The sequence below is a fragment of the Marinobacter xiaoshiensis genome (genome assembly GCF_031631795.1).
Classification (GTDB): domain Bacteria; phylum Pseudomonadota; class Gammaproteobacteria; order Pseudomonadales; family Oleiphilaceae; genus Marinobacter; species Marinobacter xiaoshiensis.
In genome coordinates this window covers 436,446-452,070 of sequence record NZ_JAVMBO010000017.1, presented here as the reverse complement: position 1 = coordinate 452,070, position 15,625 = coordinate 436,446, and the positions used below count along the sequence as shown (strand labels likewise).

14 protein-coding genes are annotated in these 15,625 nt (G+C 53.0%); 6 read left to right on the top strand and 8 right to left on the bottom strand.

Annotated elements, in window-relative coordinates:
• Positions 1-44 precede the first annotated feature (44 nt).
• From RKA07_RS13945 to RKA07_RS13935, 3 genes are all read right to left on the bottom strand, one after another.
• Positions 45-1,046 carry a YqaJ viral recombinase family nuclease gene (locus RKA07_RS13945; RefSeq protein ID WP_310966600.1) on the bottom strand — a complete coding sequence of 334 codons (1,002 nt, stop codon included), beginning with the start codon at positions 1,044-1,046 and terminating at the stop codon, positions 45-47.
• 86 nt (positions 1,047-1,132) lie between these two features.
• Complete coding sequence (locus RKA07_RS13940; protein WP_310966599.1) at positions 1,133-2,095, bottom strand: DUF932 domain-containing protein; 963 nt, start codon at positions 2,093-2,095, stop codon at positions 1,133-1,135.
• 34 nt (positions 2,096-2,129) lie between these two features.
• Entirely contained in the window at positions 2,130-2,480 is a 351-nt protein-coding gene (locus RKA07_RS13935) for a hypothetical protein (RefSeq protein WP_310966598.1), read from the bottom strand.
• Between the two features lie 242 nt (positions 2,481-2,722).
• On the opposite strand from RKA07_RS13935, the gene RKA07_RS13930 reads away from it, so the two are divergent.
• Positions 2,723-4,195 carry a KAP family P-loop NTPase fold protein gene (locus tag RKA07_RS13930; RefSeq protein WP_310966597.1) on the top strand — a complete coding sequence of 491 codons (1,473 nt, stop codon included), beginning with the start codon at positions 2,723-2,725 and terminating at the stop codon, positions 4,193-4,195.
• A gap of 359 nt (positions 4,196-4,554) precedes the next feature.
• Here the strand turns inward: RKA07_RS13930 and RKA07_RS13925 are convergent, their stop codons facing one another.
• The 4 genes from RKA07_RS13925 to RKA07_RS13910 form a co-directional block, all read right to left on the bottom strand.
• The gene (locus tag RKA07_RS13925) at positions 4,555-4,974 is read right to left on the bottom strand and encodes a c-type cytochrome (protein WP_310966596.1); all 420 of its coding nucleotides are present in this window, start codon (positions 4,972-4,974) and stop codon (positions 4,555-4,557) included.
• Between the two features lie 63 nt (positions 4,975-5,037).
• A complete protein-coding gene (locus RKA07_RS13920) occupies positions 5,038-5,787 on the bottom strand; it encodes a copper resistance protein B (protein WP_200369683.1) in 750 nt (249 codons plus the stop codon).
• A complete protein-coding gene (locus RKA07_RS13915) occupies positions 5,784-7,475 on the bottom strand; it encodes a copper resistance system multicopper oxidase (RefSeq protein WP_310966595.1) in 1,692 nt (563 codons plus the stop codon). Before RKA07_RS13915 ends, RKA07_RS13920 begins: the two co-directional genes overlap by 4 nt.
• 94 nt (positions 7,476-7,569) lie before the next feature.
• Positions 7,570-8,103 carry a cupredoxin domain-containing protein gene (locus RKA07_RS13910; RefSeq protein ID WP_200203022.1) on the bottom strand — a complete coding sequence of 178 codons (534 nt, stop codon included), beginning with the start codon at positions 8,101-8,103 and terminating at the stop codon, positions 7,570-7,572.
• A gap of 204 nt (positions 8,104-8,307) precedes the next feature.
• Between RKA07_RS13910 and RKA07_RS13905 the strand changes: the two genes are divergently transcribed.
• The 3 genes from RKA07_RS13905 (at position 8,308) to RKA07_RS13895 (ending at position 12,054) form a co-directional block, all read left to right on the top strand.
• Positions 8,308-8,973, top strand: a complete 666-nt coding sequence (locus RKA07_RS13905; RefSeq protein WP_310966594.1) for a response regulator transcription factor — start codon at positions 8,308-8,310, stop codon at positions 8,971-8,973.
• Complete coding sequence (locus RKA07_RS13900; protein ID WP_310966593.1) at positions 8,960-10,291, top strand: ATP-binding protein; 1,332 nt, start codon at positions 8,960-8,962, stop codon at positions 10,289-10,291. Before RKA07_RS13905 ends, RKA07_RS13900 begins: the two co-directional genes overlap by 14 nt.
• A 203-nt stretch (positions 10,292-10,494) precedes the next feature.
• Positions 10,495-12,054, top strand: a complete 1,560-nt coding sequence (locus RKA07_RS13895; RefSeq protein WP_200369688.1) for a BCCT family transporter — start codon at positions 10,495-10,497, stop codon at positions 12,052-12,054.
• A gap of 114 nt (positions 12,055-12,168) precedes the next feature.
• Here RKA07_RS13895 and RKA07_RS13890 read toward each other — a convergent pair whose 3' ends face one another.
• The gene (locus tag RKA07_RS13890) at positions 12,169-13,053 is read right to left on the bottom strand and encodes a LysR family transcriptional regulator (protein ID WP_200369930.1); all 885 of its coding nucleotides are present in this window, start codon (positions 13,051-13,053) and stop codon (positions 12,169-12,171) included.
• Between the two features lie 104 nt (positions 13,054-13,157).
• On the opposite strand from RKA07_RS13890, the gene RKA07_RS13885 reads away from it, so the two are divergent.
• The gene (locus RKA07_RS13885) at positions 13,158-14,597 is read left to right on the top strand and encodes an aldehyde dehydrogenase family protein (protein ID WP_310966592.1); all 1,440 of its coding nucleotides are present in this window, start codon (positions 13,158-13,160) and stop codon (positions 14,595-14,597) included.
• A gap of 7 nt (positions 14,598-14,604) precedes the next feature.
• Entirely contained in the window at positions 14,605-15,588 is a 984-nt protein-coding gene (locus tag RKA07_RS13880; protein ID WP_227714709.1) for a dipeptidase, read from the top strand.
• Positions 15,589-15,625 lie beyond the last annotated feature (37 nt).

Below are 15,625 nucleotides of genomic sequence, written 5' to 3'. Positions count from 1 at the left end.
AGGGCCACGAGGCGATCGTCACGCCCGCGTGGCCAATAGGGGTTTTATGCTTGAATGAGAAACCGCCGACTGCCCAGCTTGGTGAGTGGGTATTGATCCAGAAGATCTGGCTGATCCTTCAGCAGTTGCTTCACGTTGAGCCCAACGGAATCCTTGCTCCGCTTCCAGCTGACGCTGCCACTGGGGAAGGTTGCCTTTGACGCTTCACCCATCTGGCTTTCGATTCGCTGTTTTAGGTGGGATTCGGTGGATTTGAGGCTTTCCATTTCCGAACGGATGGCCAGCAGCTCGTCAAACGCATCCGACAGCTCCTTGCTTTGGCTGAAGTCCAAGGTCTCCCCTCGGTCCACCGGATAAAGGTGGCGCAAGGCACGTTCGGCAGAATCGGTACCGTCAACGGGTGGCGGCGTATCCGTTTCCACGAAATCCCAGAACTGGCGCTCCAGCACATACAGCGCCTTGATAAGTTCCTCGTTCCGGTCAACGCGGTAGATCTTCAGTTCCTGACCACACAGCAGCACGCACACGTCTGCCGAGTGCTTGCCGGTAACCGCCAGCTGATGCTGAACCTGGCATTGGATGTAATCCGGCACGCCCTCTTTCCAGAGTCGTGACCCGAATTCTCCGGCTGTTTTGCACTCGAGGATCTGCACATCTTCATCGGCCACGACCGAGTAATCCAGGTTGGCCAGCATCCAGTGCCTTTCAGGATCTGGGTGCTGCAGCACTGCATTCACCCGGCGCACCTTGCGGCCCGTTTGCTGGCTGTACTGCTCGGCCACAATTGGTTCCAGGATATGGCCCCAGTAGACTGGTGAGGTGGGATCATCGGAGTCCGGTTTCGGCAGGCCCGCATCTCTGCCGGTCTTGACCATCCAGAGTTCCAGTTGGGACTGGTAAGGGTTCATGCCCACTGCTGCAGCGGCATCGCTACTGCCAATGCCCTGCTTGCGGACCTTCAGCCATTCATCCCTGCTGAGGCCCTTGGTGGAGACCAGGCGTAAGGCCGGTCGCTGTTTTTGAATTGTGTTTGCACTCATGCCCATCGTATTGTCCTCCAGACATAAAAAAGCCCGCCAGAGCATCAGGCTCCGGCGGGCTTTATGGCGGTTTTGAGATTTGTGGGGTTGGCTCAGGCCACCAGTGACATGGCCTGCTCTAACGCACGGTTCTTGATGGCTGCGCCGGTTCCGAACCAGGCGGAATCGAGCCGGTGGTCAACGGTTTTGGCCCGGCGCTGGTGATCGATGAATTCCGTTACCGCATTCAACAGTCCGTAGGCTGTACCTTCCGAAGATTCCAGGTTGGCGCCCATACCCTCGCCTTCATACAGACCCAGGGCCTTCGCCATGGAGCGTTCGTTAGTTTTGCCGACACCGGTGCCGGAATCGTCAGTGAACACCTTTAGGAAGTAGTTCCTAGCCTCTGTGGCTCTCACCTTCCTTTCGCTCAGGGTCTTCAGGCGGTACATGAAGTCATCCCAGGCGGAAACGGAGATCCCCAGTTGCTTCTTCACCAGGTCTGCATCGAAGGCCGTGTTGTGCTTCACCTTAACGGCATTGGCCGCAGAGCCCTTCAGGGCAACAGCCAGCGTGTTGTTGCACACCACGCGGATACTGGTGAACTGACATGTCGTTGCCATCGTGCCGTCACACGCGGTGGCCAGCAAGACGTAGGCATTGGTTTGATCGTTGCCTTTGAGCGTGCCGGACTGGCCAGTATGGGCCAACGCCCACATTTTCCGGCCACCTTTCAACACGCCAGCAGTTTCCAGCTCAAAACCAGAGACTTCGGTCAGGTCCCGATAGAACTCCAGGATTTCCTCGGGCTGAACCACTTTGAAACGGTTACCGACTACTGAAAGCGGTGCTTTGGTATCCGACCGGTAAAGCACCTTGGAATCCGGATAAGACAAGATCTCGCCTAGGGTGCCACTAGCGTTAGTGACATAGCGGACAGGGCTTTCCTGGATCTGCCAGTCCAGACCTGCTTGTTTTGCCCAGACTTCCAGAGGCTGATTTGAGGTCAGTTCATTCCCCAGGCCATGCCAGGGGGTTTGGCCAACGTAGGCCATTTGCTCGATTAGGTGAGCCATGGTCGTTCTCCTTTGAATTTACGAATGGGGGGAATTAACGAATGTTGTCTGACGAGTCAGAGTCGACACTGAAGGAATAGCCGCAATCAAGGCAGCGGTGGTTATCCAGCACACGGTCGTCCAGGACATCGCCCAGGATCACGCCAGCGGAGGCACCAGAAGCGCCACCCAGCAGCGCACCGATGACAGCGCCACCAATACCGCCCACGGTTGCGCCCACGGGACCAGCAACGATTCCCAGGGCGGCGCCCGCTTGGGCACCGGCCGTGGCAGCCGCATAGCCGCCGTAGGTACCGGCAGACGCACCGACCACACCAGCGGTTTTCTTGCCATAGTTGTTCTTGCCAATCCGCCGGGACAGGCAGTTGGGGCATTGTTCAGACATTGGGAATTACCTCTGTGAATTGGGAGGGAAGGCACTGTCAGTGCCTGGGTTCACAGAGGTGATATAGGTTTGAGATTTGATTGGATCGAGGGCTTCGTATGATCCTTGAGCTAATTTCAAGCTAAAGTTCAAAAATCCACCTGACACAGTTTGTAACACTTAAACGTTTCGGGATATCTTCGAATTCCTCTAAAAAGGAAAATGCAGATTAAACTCAGTCACCGACCCTAACGGAATTGTTTATGCCTTCAGAAGTGCCGACCGAGAGCCATGAGGTCACCAATCATTGGGATGATGACAAACTGGGAAGGAAAGAGCAGGCAGACCTTCTGACAAATTTCTTAATGGAGCAATACAAATATCGGACGTCTCAATTCGTTCTAAATATAAATTCTTCATGGGGGTTTGGAAAAACATTCTTTCTTGAACGCTGGCGAAAAGACCTTGAGGAGCATAACCACATTGTGTTGGGCTTCAATGCGTGGGAAAACGATTATTCGAAAGACCCTTTGATGTCTTTCTTGTATGAGATCAGTTCCCAACTCAGCCAACGCCTTACTGAAATTGCTCAAGAAAATACCGACGCGCAAGTTGTCAAAAATGCGGATACCAGTCAGGCAGCTAACGAAAAACTCACCGCCTTCCTAAAAAGTAACGGCTTTCAGTTGATGCGCTCATTGGTGACCATTACAACTGGCTTGCAGTTGCCCGATGGTATGAAGTTACCCGCTGATCCCTATGAGGCAGAGAAAGAAAGAAAGAATGCTGTTGAAGGTTTCAAAGAGAAGCTGTCAAACGTAATAAACACCATAAAAGAGCATGAGAATGCTGGAAACAAATATTTCAAAGCACCCTTGTTCATTTTTATCGATGAACTAGACCGATGCCGTCCCAACTTTACGATCGAGCTGATCGAGGTTGTGAAACACATCTGCAACGTCGATAACATTTTCTTTGTTTTTGCCACCGACGGCGATCAGCTTCAAGCATCCCTATGCGGCATGTATGGCCCAGGGTTTGACGCAGAGGTGTACTTTAATCGGATCTTTTCTCGAGAAGTTCACCTCCGCCTTCCTGACAATTATCAATTTGCCAAGGCATTAGCCGGTGAGTACGGGATGATTGTAGGCGAAGATGACCTAAATTCTCTGGTAACTTGTTCAATTATTGAAGATCAACCGAAACACGAATCATTTTTTCGCGACTTTGAGTGGGTCTCTGATGCTTTTGTACTGGACATGCGATCCCAACATCAGTTAGCCGCAACGTTTGACGTCTTACGGAAAACGCGCACAGCGTCGGGCGAGAAGACTTTCACTGTGGGAGCATTGGTGTTGATCCTTCTTTGGCAACGAAAAAAACAGATCTTTAAAGATTTAGTCGCTGCGCCATGGGATTTTGAGAATGCCGAAACACTTGCCAATCGCTTAAGGGATCTCGGAGCATTCGATGCTAGTCGGACGCAGTTGATCGCTTGTCCAACTGAAGATGCTTGGGACTACCAGCAAACTTCGATTACAGAAGTAATGGCGTCATTTCTTTCCCTGTTAAGTGCTGACCGAGATAGAATTCGCGAACTCAGCCGTGGCGTCTCCCACTCATACCTTTTCGTAAACCATATCTGCGAATCTGCCCCTCCACCGAAACGCACGGATCTTGGTCGAGGGATTCCATCACTTTTGAAAATGATCGATCAGATTATGTTGGCCGCGTAGCGTTACACTTCTGATTTGAGGATAACGATTTATGAGAAGACCATCCGTCATTGATTTCAAAAACAATGAAGCACTAATTGCGATTTCTCGTTGGCAGGGGCAGTCTATTCCGGTGAGATTCGCACAAGCACCTGTGCAGGCTTTGCAAATCCATTTTTGTGGGTAATTTTGTGGGTAATGATCAAAAATATATTATTTAAAACTATATAAAACAAAAGGTTATATGCGGTATTTGGGTGACGCCGTCTCCACCAACCAAGAGTTTCAAGGGGTCCAGCGAGACCCACTGAAACGCCCCAAAGCCCCGGAAACGGGGCTTTTTTTATGCCTATTCATTCCATAATGATCCAAAAGCCAAATTACATCCCACTCCTTTCAAACCATGCATCATAAATCCGCTTATCCCATTTGCTCTGGAAGAACGCGATGGCGGCTTTTTGATCGTCCCTGGAGAGTTCATTTCCGAACGGGGGCATTTGGCCACCCATGGGAGCGCCACCCTGGTTGATCGTACCCATCAGCATGTCGAATGGATGATGCCAGGCGTGCCCCGTTCCGTTAAGTGGTGGCGGTGGATAGGAGCCATCCTCCAGCCGTTTTCTCCAATTAAAGGCGCCTTGGGCGTTGGAGCCGTGACAGCTTGCGCAGTTGTCGTCGAATACGGTGGAGCCACGTTCGACCTGGGCCTGGGTGTACCAGCGGCCATCTACCGTCCCGTCACTGCAACCACTGATCAATCCTGCTAAAAGAATTCCAAATGAAATTTTTACCTTACGCATTCAATTCGTGCACCTAAGTTATTCAGTGGTGGTGTTCATCTATCTTCCTTTATGCTTCTTCTCTTAAAAGGAGAGCCTCGCCCCAACGACTACAAACCAATCCTCCGTGCTACCGCCATCGGCCCTGGCAAAATCCGCTGTATCACCGTATTTGCGTTCGTGAACAACACCAACGTAAGGCGAGAAAGCGCGGTCAACAAGGTCGTAGCTCAGCCGTAACCCGGTTTCTGTGGACACCAGGCCCTTCCCTACTCCAATTTCCCGATCCTCGCTGAACGCTGCTGTTGCATCGAAAGTAGCTGTGAGTATCCAGTAATTGGTGAGCAGCAATTCATACTCCGCATCCAGATCAGCAGAAGTGTCGCCGTCCTTGCTCACGTAAAGGTTCGCATCGATTTCAAACCACTGCGGCGCCAGGCCTGCCACACCGAGAACTGCATAGGTTCGATCCGGGCCTTCCGGAGTGTCGAATCGTACCCCGGCCTTTGCATCGAAGAATGTTGATATCGGGATTTGCCCCACCAACTGGTTTTCGAGTTTTTCGTAAGCTTGCTCTTCGAAGGAATACTCCCCACTGGAAAGCCAGCGAGCTTTGAAATTGTCAGTGCCATAAAAGAAATCCGCATCCCAAACACCTATTTCTTCATCACTGTCACTGTAACGGTATTCAAGTTCTTCGAACTGCGCGCCCCACACCTTCAGCGGCTGCTTACGCTGGGTGGTATCCGGCATCCGCTCTTGAGCAGACGCCAGCGCCGGTATGACACTCAAGCTAACAACCGCACTTGCAATCAACGGCATCCAAAGCTTCATACGTCACCCCCAATTTCGCTCGGCTGCTCACTGAATGCGGCCTGAGTGGATTCCGGCCCACCCTCAACAATCACTTTTCGGAACATGCCAGCCGCCATGTGGTAAGTCAGGTGGCAATGGAAGGCCCACTGCCCAGGCGCATCCACTTCGGTTTCCATGTAAACCGTCGTACCAGGCTGCACACTGACTGTGTGTTTGATCGGATTCCATTGGCCAGCACCGACATCGAGAATCGACCACATACCGTGCAGGTGCATGGGGTGCGTCATCATGGTTTCGTTTACAAATTTGAAGCGAACTCGTTCGCCATATTTCAGGCGTATGGGCTCAGCGTCCTCGTATTTAACGCCATTGATACTCCAGGTGTAGCGTTCCATGTTGCCGGTAAGCCGCAACTCGATTTCTCGTGCGGGCTCCCGTTCTTCATAAAGAGGCTTCTGTGCTTTCAGATCGGCATAGGATAGAAATTTGCCGCCATTGGCTGCGGTTGGAACCAGCCCGCTACCTTTAGCGTAAAACGGATCACTTGCACCGCCTTCAGGCATCATCATGGCGCTATGATCCATACCCTCCATATTGGAATGGTCCATATCGGGCATCTCAGCCATTTTGTTTGCACTGCCCATGTCACCGTGATCCATTCCCGGCATGCCGCCCATGTCCGCCATGGTCAATCGTGCGGGCTCGCGCAATCCGGGAACAGGCGCTTCCATTCCTTCCTCTGGCGCCAGCGTTGCTCGCGCATAGCCGGAACGCCCCATAGACTCGGCAAAAATCGTATAGGCTTGCTCGTCCTTGGGCCGAACGATCACGTCGTAGGTTTCCGCAACACCAATACGGAATTCATCCACATTGACCGGCTGTACGTTATTGCCATCAGCCTGGACAACGGTCATTTTCAGGCCCGGAATCCGGATGTCGAAATAGGTCATTGCGGATGAGTTTATAAAACGCAGCCGAATTCGCTCGCCGGGCTCAAAGAGACCGGTCCAGTTCTGTTCCGGACCTTTGCCATTAATCATGCCGGTAAAACCCTGCAGATCCTCAACATCGGCCTGCATCATGCGCATGTCGCCCCATGCCAGGCGTTCTTTCACCGTGCTCAGGAAGCCGTTTTCTGAAACGTCCGAAAAGAACTCCCCCACGGTTTGCTGTTTACGGTTGTAGTAATCCGGCGTTATCTTGAGGTTGCGCATAACCCGTTCGCTGGCGTGCGGGTGTTTATCCGTCAACTGAACCACGTATTCGCGATCGTAGCGAAACGGCTCTCGCCCTTCTGGTTCGATGATAATGGAACCAAAGGCCCCCTCCGGCTCCTGAAAGCCCGAGTGGCTGTGGAACCAGTAGGTTCCCGATTGTGTAATGGGGAACCTGTAGGTGAACGTCTCTCCGGGTTTGATGCCAGGAAAGCTGATCCCTGGAACACCATCCTGCTCAAAGGGAAGAATCAAACCGTGCCAGTGAATAGAGGTCATCTCGTCAAGGTTGTTGGTGACGTTGATAGAAACCTCTTCTCCCTCGTTGAAGCGTAAAGTGGGGCCAGGAGATGTGCCGTTGTAACCAACCCCCTCTTTCACAAATTCCCCGGTATCGATTGTCACTCGGTCCACGGTCAGGTTGTACTCACCCGCTAAGCCAATAGCGGGCAAAAGCAGGCTCAATGCGCCTGCGACAAGGGTCCTCATCATGATCAACTGCTCCCGAACTACTTCGTCGTATTCAAAGATCCCGACGCGCCGGCTATTGAGCGGGCGCGCTAAACTCTTACTTGTTCAAAAGGATTCAGTTGAAATTCACTTCGCCGTACATGCCTGCCTGATAGTGCCCTGGAACGTTGCAGGCAAACTCGATATTGCCCTTTTCGGAAAACGTCCAGATGATTTCCTGGCTCTCTCCCGGCTCTAAAAGCACGCTGTTCGGGTCGTCGTGCTTCATGGACTTGCCGTGCCCCATATCCATTTCCATCATGTCGTGATTGAGCTTGCCGCCCTGAATAGCGCCGTGCTCAACCATCATCATCATTTCTTTTTGATGTGCTTCGTGCATATCGGGGGTGCCAATATTGAATTCGTGCACCAACTGCCCTTTGTTCTGAACGACAAAGCGCACCGTTTCTCCTGGCTTTACCTCGATTTTTTCAGGCTCGTAGTAGTTGTCATACATCTCCACGGTGATGCTGCGGCTGGCGTCCGAGGCTTTACCCGGTTCGCCGCTCTTGGCGCTGTGACCATGCCCACCTCCGTGGGTACCTGCTCCAAGTGCTGCCAAGGGCATTGAAATGGCAACTGCTGCAACTGCGAACTTTGCTAGACTCATCAAATCTTCTCCTGTGGTGCGGCGTAACGTGCGTTCAAAACCTGTGTTTGCCCCGCAACGTGAATGTTGTGCTAAAACGCCTGATACCATCGCGCACGAACCTGAACTCTTTCTGAAAATCCGGATTTATTTGCAGTTCAGGCTCAGTTCAGTTTGATAAGCGACACTGCTGCCGACTGTTTTGACGTAAGAAGGAAGCGACACATGAGACTGCTGCTGGTAGAGGATGATCGACTGCTTGCGGAGGGGCTTTCTAGCCAACTTGAGAAGGCTGGATTCAGTGTGGATATCGCCCACACAGCCAAAGAAGCGGTGGTTTTAGGTGAGCAGGAAGACTACAAGGCAGGCGTGCTGGATCTCGGGCTGCCAGACGGAAATGGCCTGGATGTGCTGAGACGGTGGCGCGCAAACAAAGTTGCCTTTCCGGTACTGATCCTGACCGCAAGGGGGGACTGGCAAGATAAGGTAAACGGCCTCAAAGCAGGCGCGGATGACTACCTGGCCAAACCCTTTCAAACGGAGGAGCTGATTGCCCGCTTGAATGCCATCATGCGCAGAAGCGAAGGCAGGGTTCACTCAACGGTAAAAGTGGGGCGGTTTGAACTCGACGAAAATCGGCAGTGCCTGCAAATCGAAGATGGCACGGAACACAGCCTGACCGGTACGGAATTCCGGTTACTGCGCTGTCTGATGGGACGGCCTGGTCATATTTTCTCCAAAGAGCAGCTCATGGAGCAGCTATATAATCTAAACGAAAGCCCCAACGAAAATATCATCGAAGCTTACATCCGGCGCCTGCGAAAGCTGGTTGGCGCAGAAACCATCGCAACCCGGCGCGGTCAGGGATATCTGTTTAATGACACTGTTTAGAAAGCCTGTTTCCATAAAAGGGGCACTTCTGCTCCTGCTATTACCCGCAGGCATAGGCTTGATGGCCATCGCATGGTTTGTGCATGGATTGCTTCTGGAACGAATGTCCCGGGAATTTGTCGAGAGCCGCCTAAAGGATGAAGTGGCTTTTCTGGAGCATCATATTCGCCAGGCTGATGGCCAGACAGACATGCTCAAGACTGGAGATTATTTTGAGAAAGTATTCCATCATGCTTTTGCTATCCAGTCTCCGGCTCAAACAGTCATATCTCCACAATCCTGGCAACCGTTGCTGAGCCCCATGCTGTTATCGAATGACCAGAACAGCATCAGGGTGCACGGTGCTGAGATTCCGAATGCGCCCTCCGACATTCTCGCCTATCGAAAATCATTTTTGGCAAACGATATACCTTTCACCGTGATCGTTTCAGAAGATATGGGCGCGCTGCAAAACAGCCAAGCCGAACTGCATGCCTGGACAGCAATCGTATCGATTTTGCTGATCTTGTTGCTTGTGGGGATTATCTGGTTCGGCATCAATCTGTCGATGCGCCCCGTGGTCTCGCTCCAAGCTGCTCTCAAGCGCCTACAGAGCGGTGAAATTTCCCGGATAAACGTGGAGGCTCCGGAAGAATTCCGGCCACTGGTGCAGCAACTCAACCAACTTCTGGACTCCCTGGACCAGCGGCTTGAGCGCTCCCGGGAAGCGCTCGCAAACCTGTCTCACAGCGTTAAAACGCCCATCGCTGCCGTCAGGCAGGTTCTCGAAGATACCAGCCGCCCGCTGGAAAATGATCTGAGGCACGAGATGGGATCGCGCCTGAGTGATATTGACCGGCAGTTGGAAGCGGAAATGCGGCGCAGCCGGTTTGCGGGTCCTCAGGTGGGTAAAAGCGCCTATCCCGTTCAGCAAGCCCGCGATCTCCTGTGGATGCTGGGCCGGCTCTATCCCGAAAAGTCGTTTGAACTGTCAACGTCACTCAGCGGCGAGTGTCACTGGCCAATCGAGGAACAGGACCTGAACGAAATATTAGGGAACCTTCTCGATAATGCCGGTAAATGGTCGACCTCGTGCGTTGAACTTTCTCTGACACAAGGAAAAAGCATTGCCAGCATCGTTGTGACTGATGACGGCCCCGGAGTCAAAGCTCATGAAATGTCCAGCCTGGGCCAGCGCGGGTTGCGTCTGGATGAACAGATACCCGGGCATGGCCTGGGACTCGCCATCGTAAGTGAGATCGTTGAGCGGTACGGTGGGAACATAACCTTCTCATGCACTTCCAGGGGATTGAGCGTAGCTGTCGAAATGCCCAGCTAGCCTGCGAGCATCAACTGGATATAGCCCTCCCGATATCACTCTTGAACCTCGACATGACTGCTGAGTTCGGATGTTCCTCAGCATGCTTCCCAGAAGCCGCCAAACGAGCGCCTCCATGGGCAGAAAAACCGGGCCTGGATTGGTATTGGCAGGGTTTTTATGGCACTGTCCCGCGCCAGAATTTATTAAAAAAGGTTTAGTTTATGATTAAGGGCAACGACAAATCAGGCGGAGACTATTCAATAGCTCAGCTTGGCGACCCAGTAGTACTCACGCTCAGCGTTGGTTTTATTGCGCTGTTTGTTGGCTTTTCTCTGTTCGATCTCAAAGGCGTAGCTGAGCTGATTGGTAACGGTTTTGCCTGGACAGCCAAAGTGTTTGGCACTTACTTCCAGATGTTGTTGTTGGCCACATTCTTTATTGCTATTGGTCTGGCTTGTACCCCGGCAGCCAAAGCCAAGATTGGCAACCTTGCCAAGCCAGAGATGAGCACCTTTCGATGGCTCTCTATCATTATGTGTACTCTGCTGGCCGGTGGTGGCGTATTTTTTGCGGCTGGCGAGCCCATCTATCACTTTGTAGTAACACCGCCTGCCTACACCTCAGAGCCGGGCACTGCGGCTGCAGTTTCCAATGCACTGGCTCAGTCCTTTATGCACTGGGGCTTCCTGGCTTGGGCCGTTCTCGGCACCTTGGCCGCAATCATTCTGGCTCACGCCCACTATGTGCAGGGCAAACCACTGCAACCACGCACACTGCTTTACCCGGTATTCGGTGAGCGCGTTATGAGTGGCTGGCTGGGCAGTGTAGTAGACGCCTGCTGCGTAATCGCCATTGTAGCCGGTACTGTTGGCCCCATCGGCTTTCTCGCAACCCAGATGAGCTTTGGGCTCAGCGAACTGTTTGGCCTGACTGATGGCCTGATAACACAAATGGCCATCCTGATTGCCTTGGCTATGATCTACGTGACCTCAGCGGCAACCGGCGTTCACCGTGGCATTCAGTTTTTGAGCCGGATGAACGTGTTTTTGGCATTGGCCATCGGAGCCATTATTTTTGTCTTCGGCCCTACTTTGTTCCTCACCAACACCTACTTCCAGAGCATGGGCCAATACGTTTCTTCCTTCATGGCTATGGCAACCATGACGGCCGATACCGCCCCGGACTGGTGGATGCAGTGGTGGACTGTGTTCTTCTTCGCATGGTTTATTGGCTATGCACCGCTGATGGCCATTTTTGTTGCCCGTATCTCTCGCGGCAGAACCATTCGTGAAATGATTCTGGCGGTTGCGGTTATGGCACCTGTTGCCACTACCATCTGGTTTACCCTGCTGGGCGGCTCAGGCATCTACTACCAGATGACCGGCGTGATAGATCTGACTGAGGCTCTGAACAGCTTTCGCTTCGATATAGCAACTTTGACGGTTGCCCAGGCTCTGCCAGGCGGCGGCTTCATGGCACTGGCTATTCTGGTACTAACCACGGTTTTTGTTGCCACCACCGGTGACTCCATGAGTTACTCCATTGCTGTTGTGAGCACTGGCCACGATCAGCCGAATACTTTTGTGCGCGCATTCTGGGGTTTGGCAATGGCAGGCATGGCAGGCATTCTGCTGTACATGGGTGCGGGGCAGATCAGTGTGCTTCAGCAGTTCATTGTGATCACAGCCATTCCGGTATCTCTGATCCTGCTGCCTTCTCTGTGGCTCGGCCCCAAAGCGGCTTATGCCATGGCGCGGGAACAGAAGCTGATTCCTGAATAAACAATACTGATCAGCAGCCTCGGGAGCGTCGCTCTCAGGCTGTGAAACATTCTTGCTCCTCCCGACAAGCGCTCTGCTTTGCGGGAGGGGCAAGCACATCAGCACCCTGCCCCGTCACACCACGTCATACTGCAACTTCTCCAGAACAAAAGAGTGCATAGCTTGAGCTGCCGGGCTGAGCGTGCGGTTTGCCGCCTGCACCAATCCAATTCTGCGCACCACATCCGGATCACTTAACGGGATAAAGCAAAGGTTAGCGCTGTGCTCCGGGAACGCCAATCGCGGCAGGGTTGTTATGCCAGCACCCGCTTCCAGCATGGCAATCAGTGAAATCATATTGGAAATGTAAAAAGCGCTGTTCTCCACCAACTCCGTAGCCTCAGTGCCCATCAATAGCCGGGATGTTCCGTTCCGAATCAACTTTTCACCCTGCAAGCTGCGCCAATCCAGCGACGTTGCCGCAGCAAAGACATGATCCTTACGACACACCACCCCAACCTTGTCCTCAAAGAGGTGGGTGTATTCCAAGTCATCAGTATTTTGCCAAAGACTGGTTATTCCCAGATCAACCTCACCGTGCGCCACCATCTGACAAACATAGTGGGCGTTTTCATCATGCAAACTGATATTGAGACCGGGAAACTGCTCAATAAACTCCGCCAGGAACGACGGCATAATCCGACTGGCCACCGAGGGCACGGTGGCAATGTGTATGTGGCCCTGCTGCCCACCAGCCTGGCTCACCACATCTTTTGCAGTGCGGTCATGCTGGCCTACCAGATCACGGAACCTTGGCAGGCAGTACTCACCAAACGGCGTTAACTTGTTTTGTGCGCCACGCTCAAACAGGTTCTGCCCAAGGCGGTTTTCCAGCTCACGCACGGCCATTGAGATGGCTGGCTGGGTACGGTGCAATCGCCGGGATGCCCCGTGAAAACTACCCTCTTCCACAACCGTGATCACATAGCGTAACTGCTGAATTTTCAGCTCTGGCAATATTGCACTCACCTGATAAGCACTCCTTATCGCTCAATCTTTATAATTGATTATTTTTATTATTACATCTTGACTAGTATGCATGCATCGTAAATAAGGAGGTCGTCATGTCCACTTCGCATCCGCTTTATATCAATGGCCAATGGGTAACCGGGGCTAGCAGTATCACCAACACCAGCCCGTCTGATCTCAGCGATGTTATCGGCGAGTATGATCAGGCTACCAACGAGCAAACCAAAGAGGCCATCAGTGCCGCCCAAAGCGGTTTTGCCCAGTGGAGCCAAAGTGGCCTTGAGCAGCGCTATAACATTCTGATGGCAATCGGTAACGAGCTGATTGCCCGCCAGGATGAACTGGGCGAGTTGCTTTCCAGAGAGGAAGGCAAGCCTCTAGCAGAAGGCAAAGGCGAGGTTTATCGCTCTGGCCAGTTTTTCCATTACTACGCCGCCGAAGTTCTGCGCCAGATTGATGAGCGTGCAGACTCCGTTCGCCCTGGCGTGGAAATCGACGTTCGGCGTGAGCCGCTTGGTGTTGTGGGCATCATCAGCCCATGGAACTTCCCGATGGCAACCGCTGTTTGGAAAATTGCCCCGGCATTGGCCTTTGGCAACGCGGTGGTATTCAAGCCCGCCAACCTGGTTCCTGCCAGCGCCTGGGCCCTGACAGAAATTATCAGCAGGCAAAACCTGCCTGCTGGCACCTTTAACCTGGTGATGGGCTCCGGTGGCGAAACCGGCGAAACACTGATCAACAGCCCGGATGTACAAGCCATTACCTTTACCGGTTCCCTCGAGGTAGGCCGCAGAGTTGCAGCAGCTACCGTAGGCAATCTGGTTAAGTGCCAGCTCGAAATGGGCTCAAAGAACGCCCTGATCGTGCTTGATGATGCAGACCTCGACCTTGCCGTAGAAGCCGCATTCAACGGTGCCTATTCAGGTAGTGGGCAAAAGTGCACCGCATCCTCGCGCTTGATCGTGACAGAAGCTGTTCATGATGAGTTTGTATCAAAACTGAAGGCACGGCTTGAGCAGGCCAAGGTCGGTCACGCGCTTGAAGAAGGTGTACAGATTGGCCCCATCGCAGACAAGCGTCAGCTGGAATCCAACATGGCGTGGATTGAGCGCGCCAAGGCCGACGGCGCAACACTCGCGTTTGGTGGCTCCAGAGTAGACACCAAAACCGATGGCTACTACATGCAGCCTACGCTCTTCACCGACACCACTAATGATATGGAAATCAACCGGGATGAGGTATTCGGCCCCATTGCGTGCGTCATCAAGGTACCCGACTACGAAACCGCGCTGTCCACCCTGAACGACACCCAATATGGGCTGACAGGCGGCATCATCACCAACTCATTAAAAATTGCTTCAGACTTCAAAGCCCGGGCACAAACCGGCTGCGTGATGGTGAATCTGCCAACCGCAGGTACGGATTACCACGTTCCGTTTGGAGGCCGCAAAAACTCCAGTTTCGGCCCCCGTGAGCAGGGTCAGTATGCCCGCGAATTCTACACCGTTGTGAAAACCTGCTACGTGCGGGCCTGATAAGAGGATGAACTCCATGCTCACCATTGATGGGCTTCAGTACTCCAACTGGTCCCGGGAGATATTCGAGCAGATGCGTGCCGGCGGTGTTTCCGCTGTGCACGCCACTCTGGTTTACCACGAGAACACGCGGGAGACTCTCTCACGGTTTGGTGACTGGAACCGGCGCTTCGAACAACATAGCGACCTGATCATGCCGGTCTATGAAGCCGAGGATATCCAGGTAGCACAGGAAGCTGGCCGAATCGGCATCTTTTTTGGCGCCCAGAACTGCTCGCCCATCGAAGATGACATCGACATGATTGCCGTGATGCGCCGCCTTGGCCTGATGATCATGCAGCTCACCTACAACAACCAAAGCCTGCTGGCCGCTGGTTGTTATGAAGCTGAAGACAGTGGCGTGAGCCGGTTTGGTCGACAGGCCATCGCGGAAATGAACCGTGTGGGCATGATCATCGATATGTCCCACAGTTCGGAAAGATCTACGCTGGATGCCATTGAACTCTCCAGCCGGCCGGTGATTATTTCCCACGCCAACCCGGCTTCGTTTCATCCGGCGAAGCGTAACAAATCAGACAGGGTACTGAAGGCCATTTCGGAAAGCGGCGGGTTACTTGGTTTCTCCGTATACCCCTTTCACCTGAAAGACGGGCCGGACTGCACCCTCGAAAGCTTCTGCAACATGGTGGCCGATACCGCGGATTTGATGGGCATAGACCACATCGGCATTGGCACGGATTTGTGCCAAGGTCAGCCGCAGTCGGTTCTGGACTGGATGCGCAACGGCCGCTGGTCGAAAGAAATGGACTTTGGCGAGGGCAACAAGAACAACGCCGGATGGCCCAGGCCTCTGTCGTGGTTCAAGGACAACCGCGACTTCCCTGCCATTATCGAGGGGTTGCGACAAAAAGGATTTAACGAGACAGAGATAGAGAAAATCATGGGTCTTAACTGGCTGAACCAACTGAAAATCGGTACCAAGCCTTTGTAATGATCCTGAAATGCCAGCATGCACGGATGGCCAAACA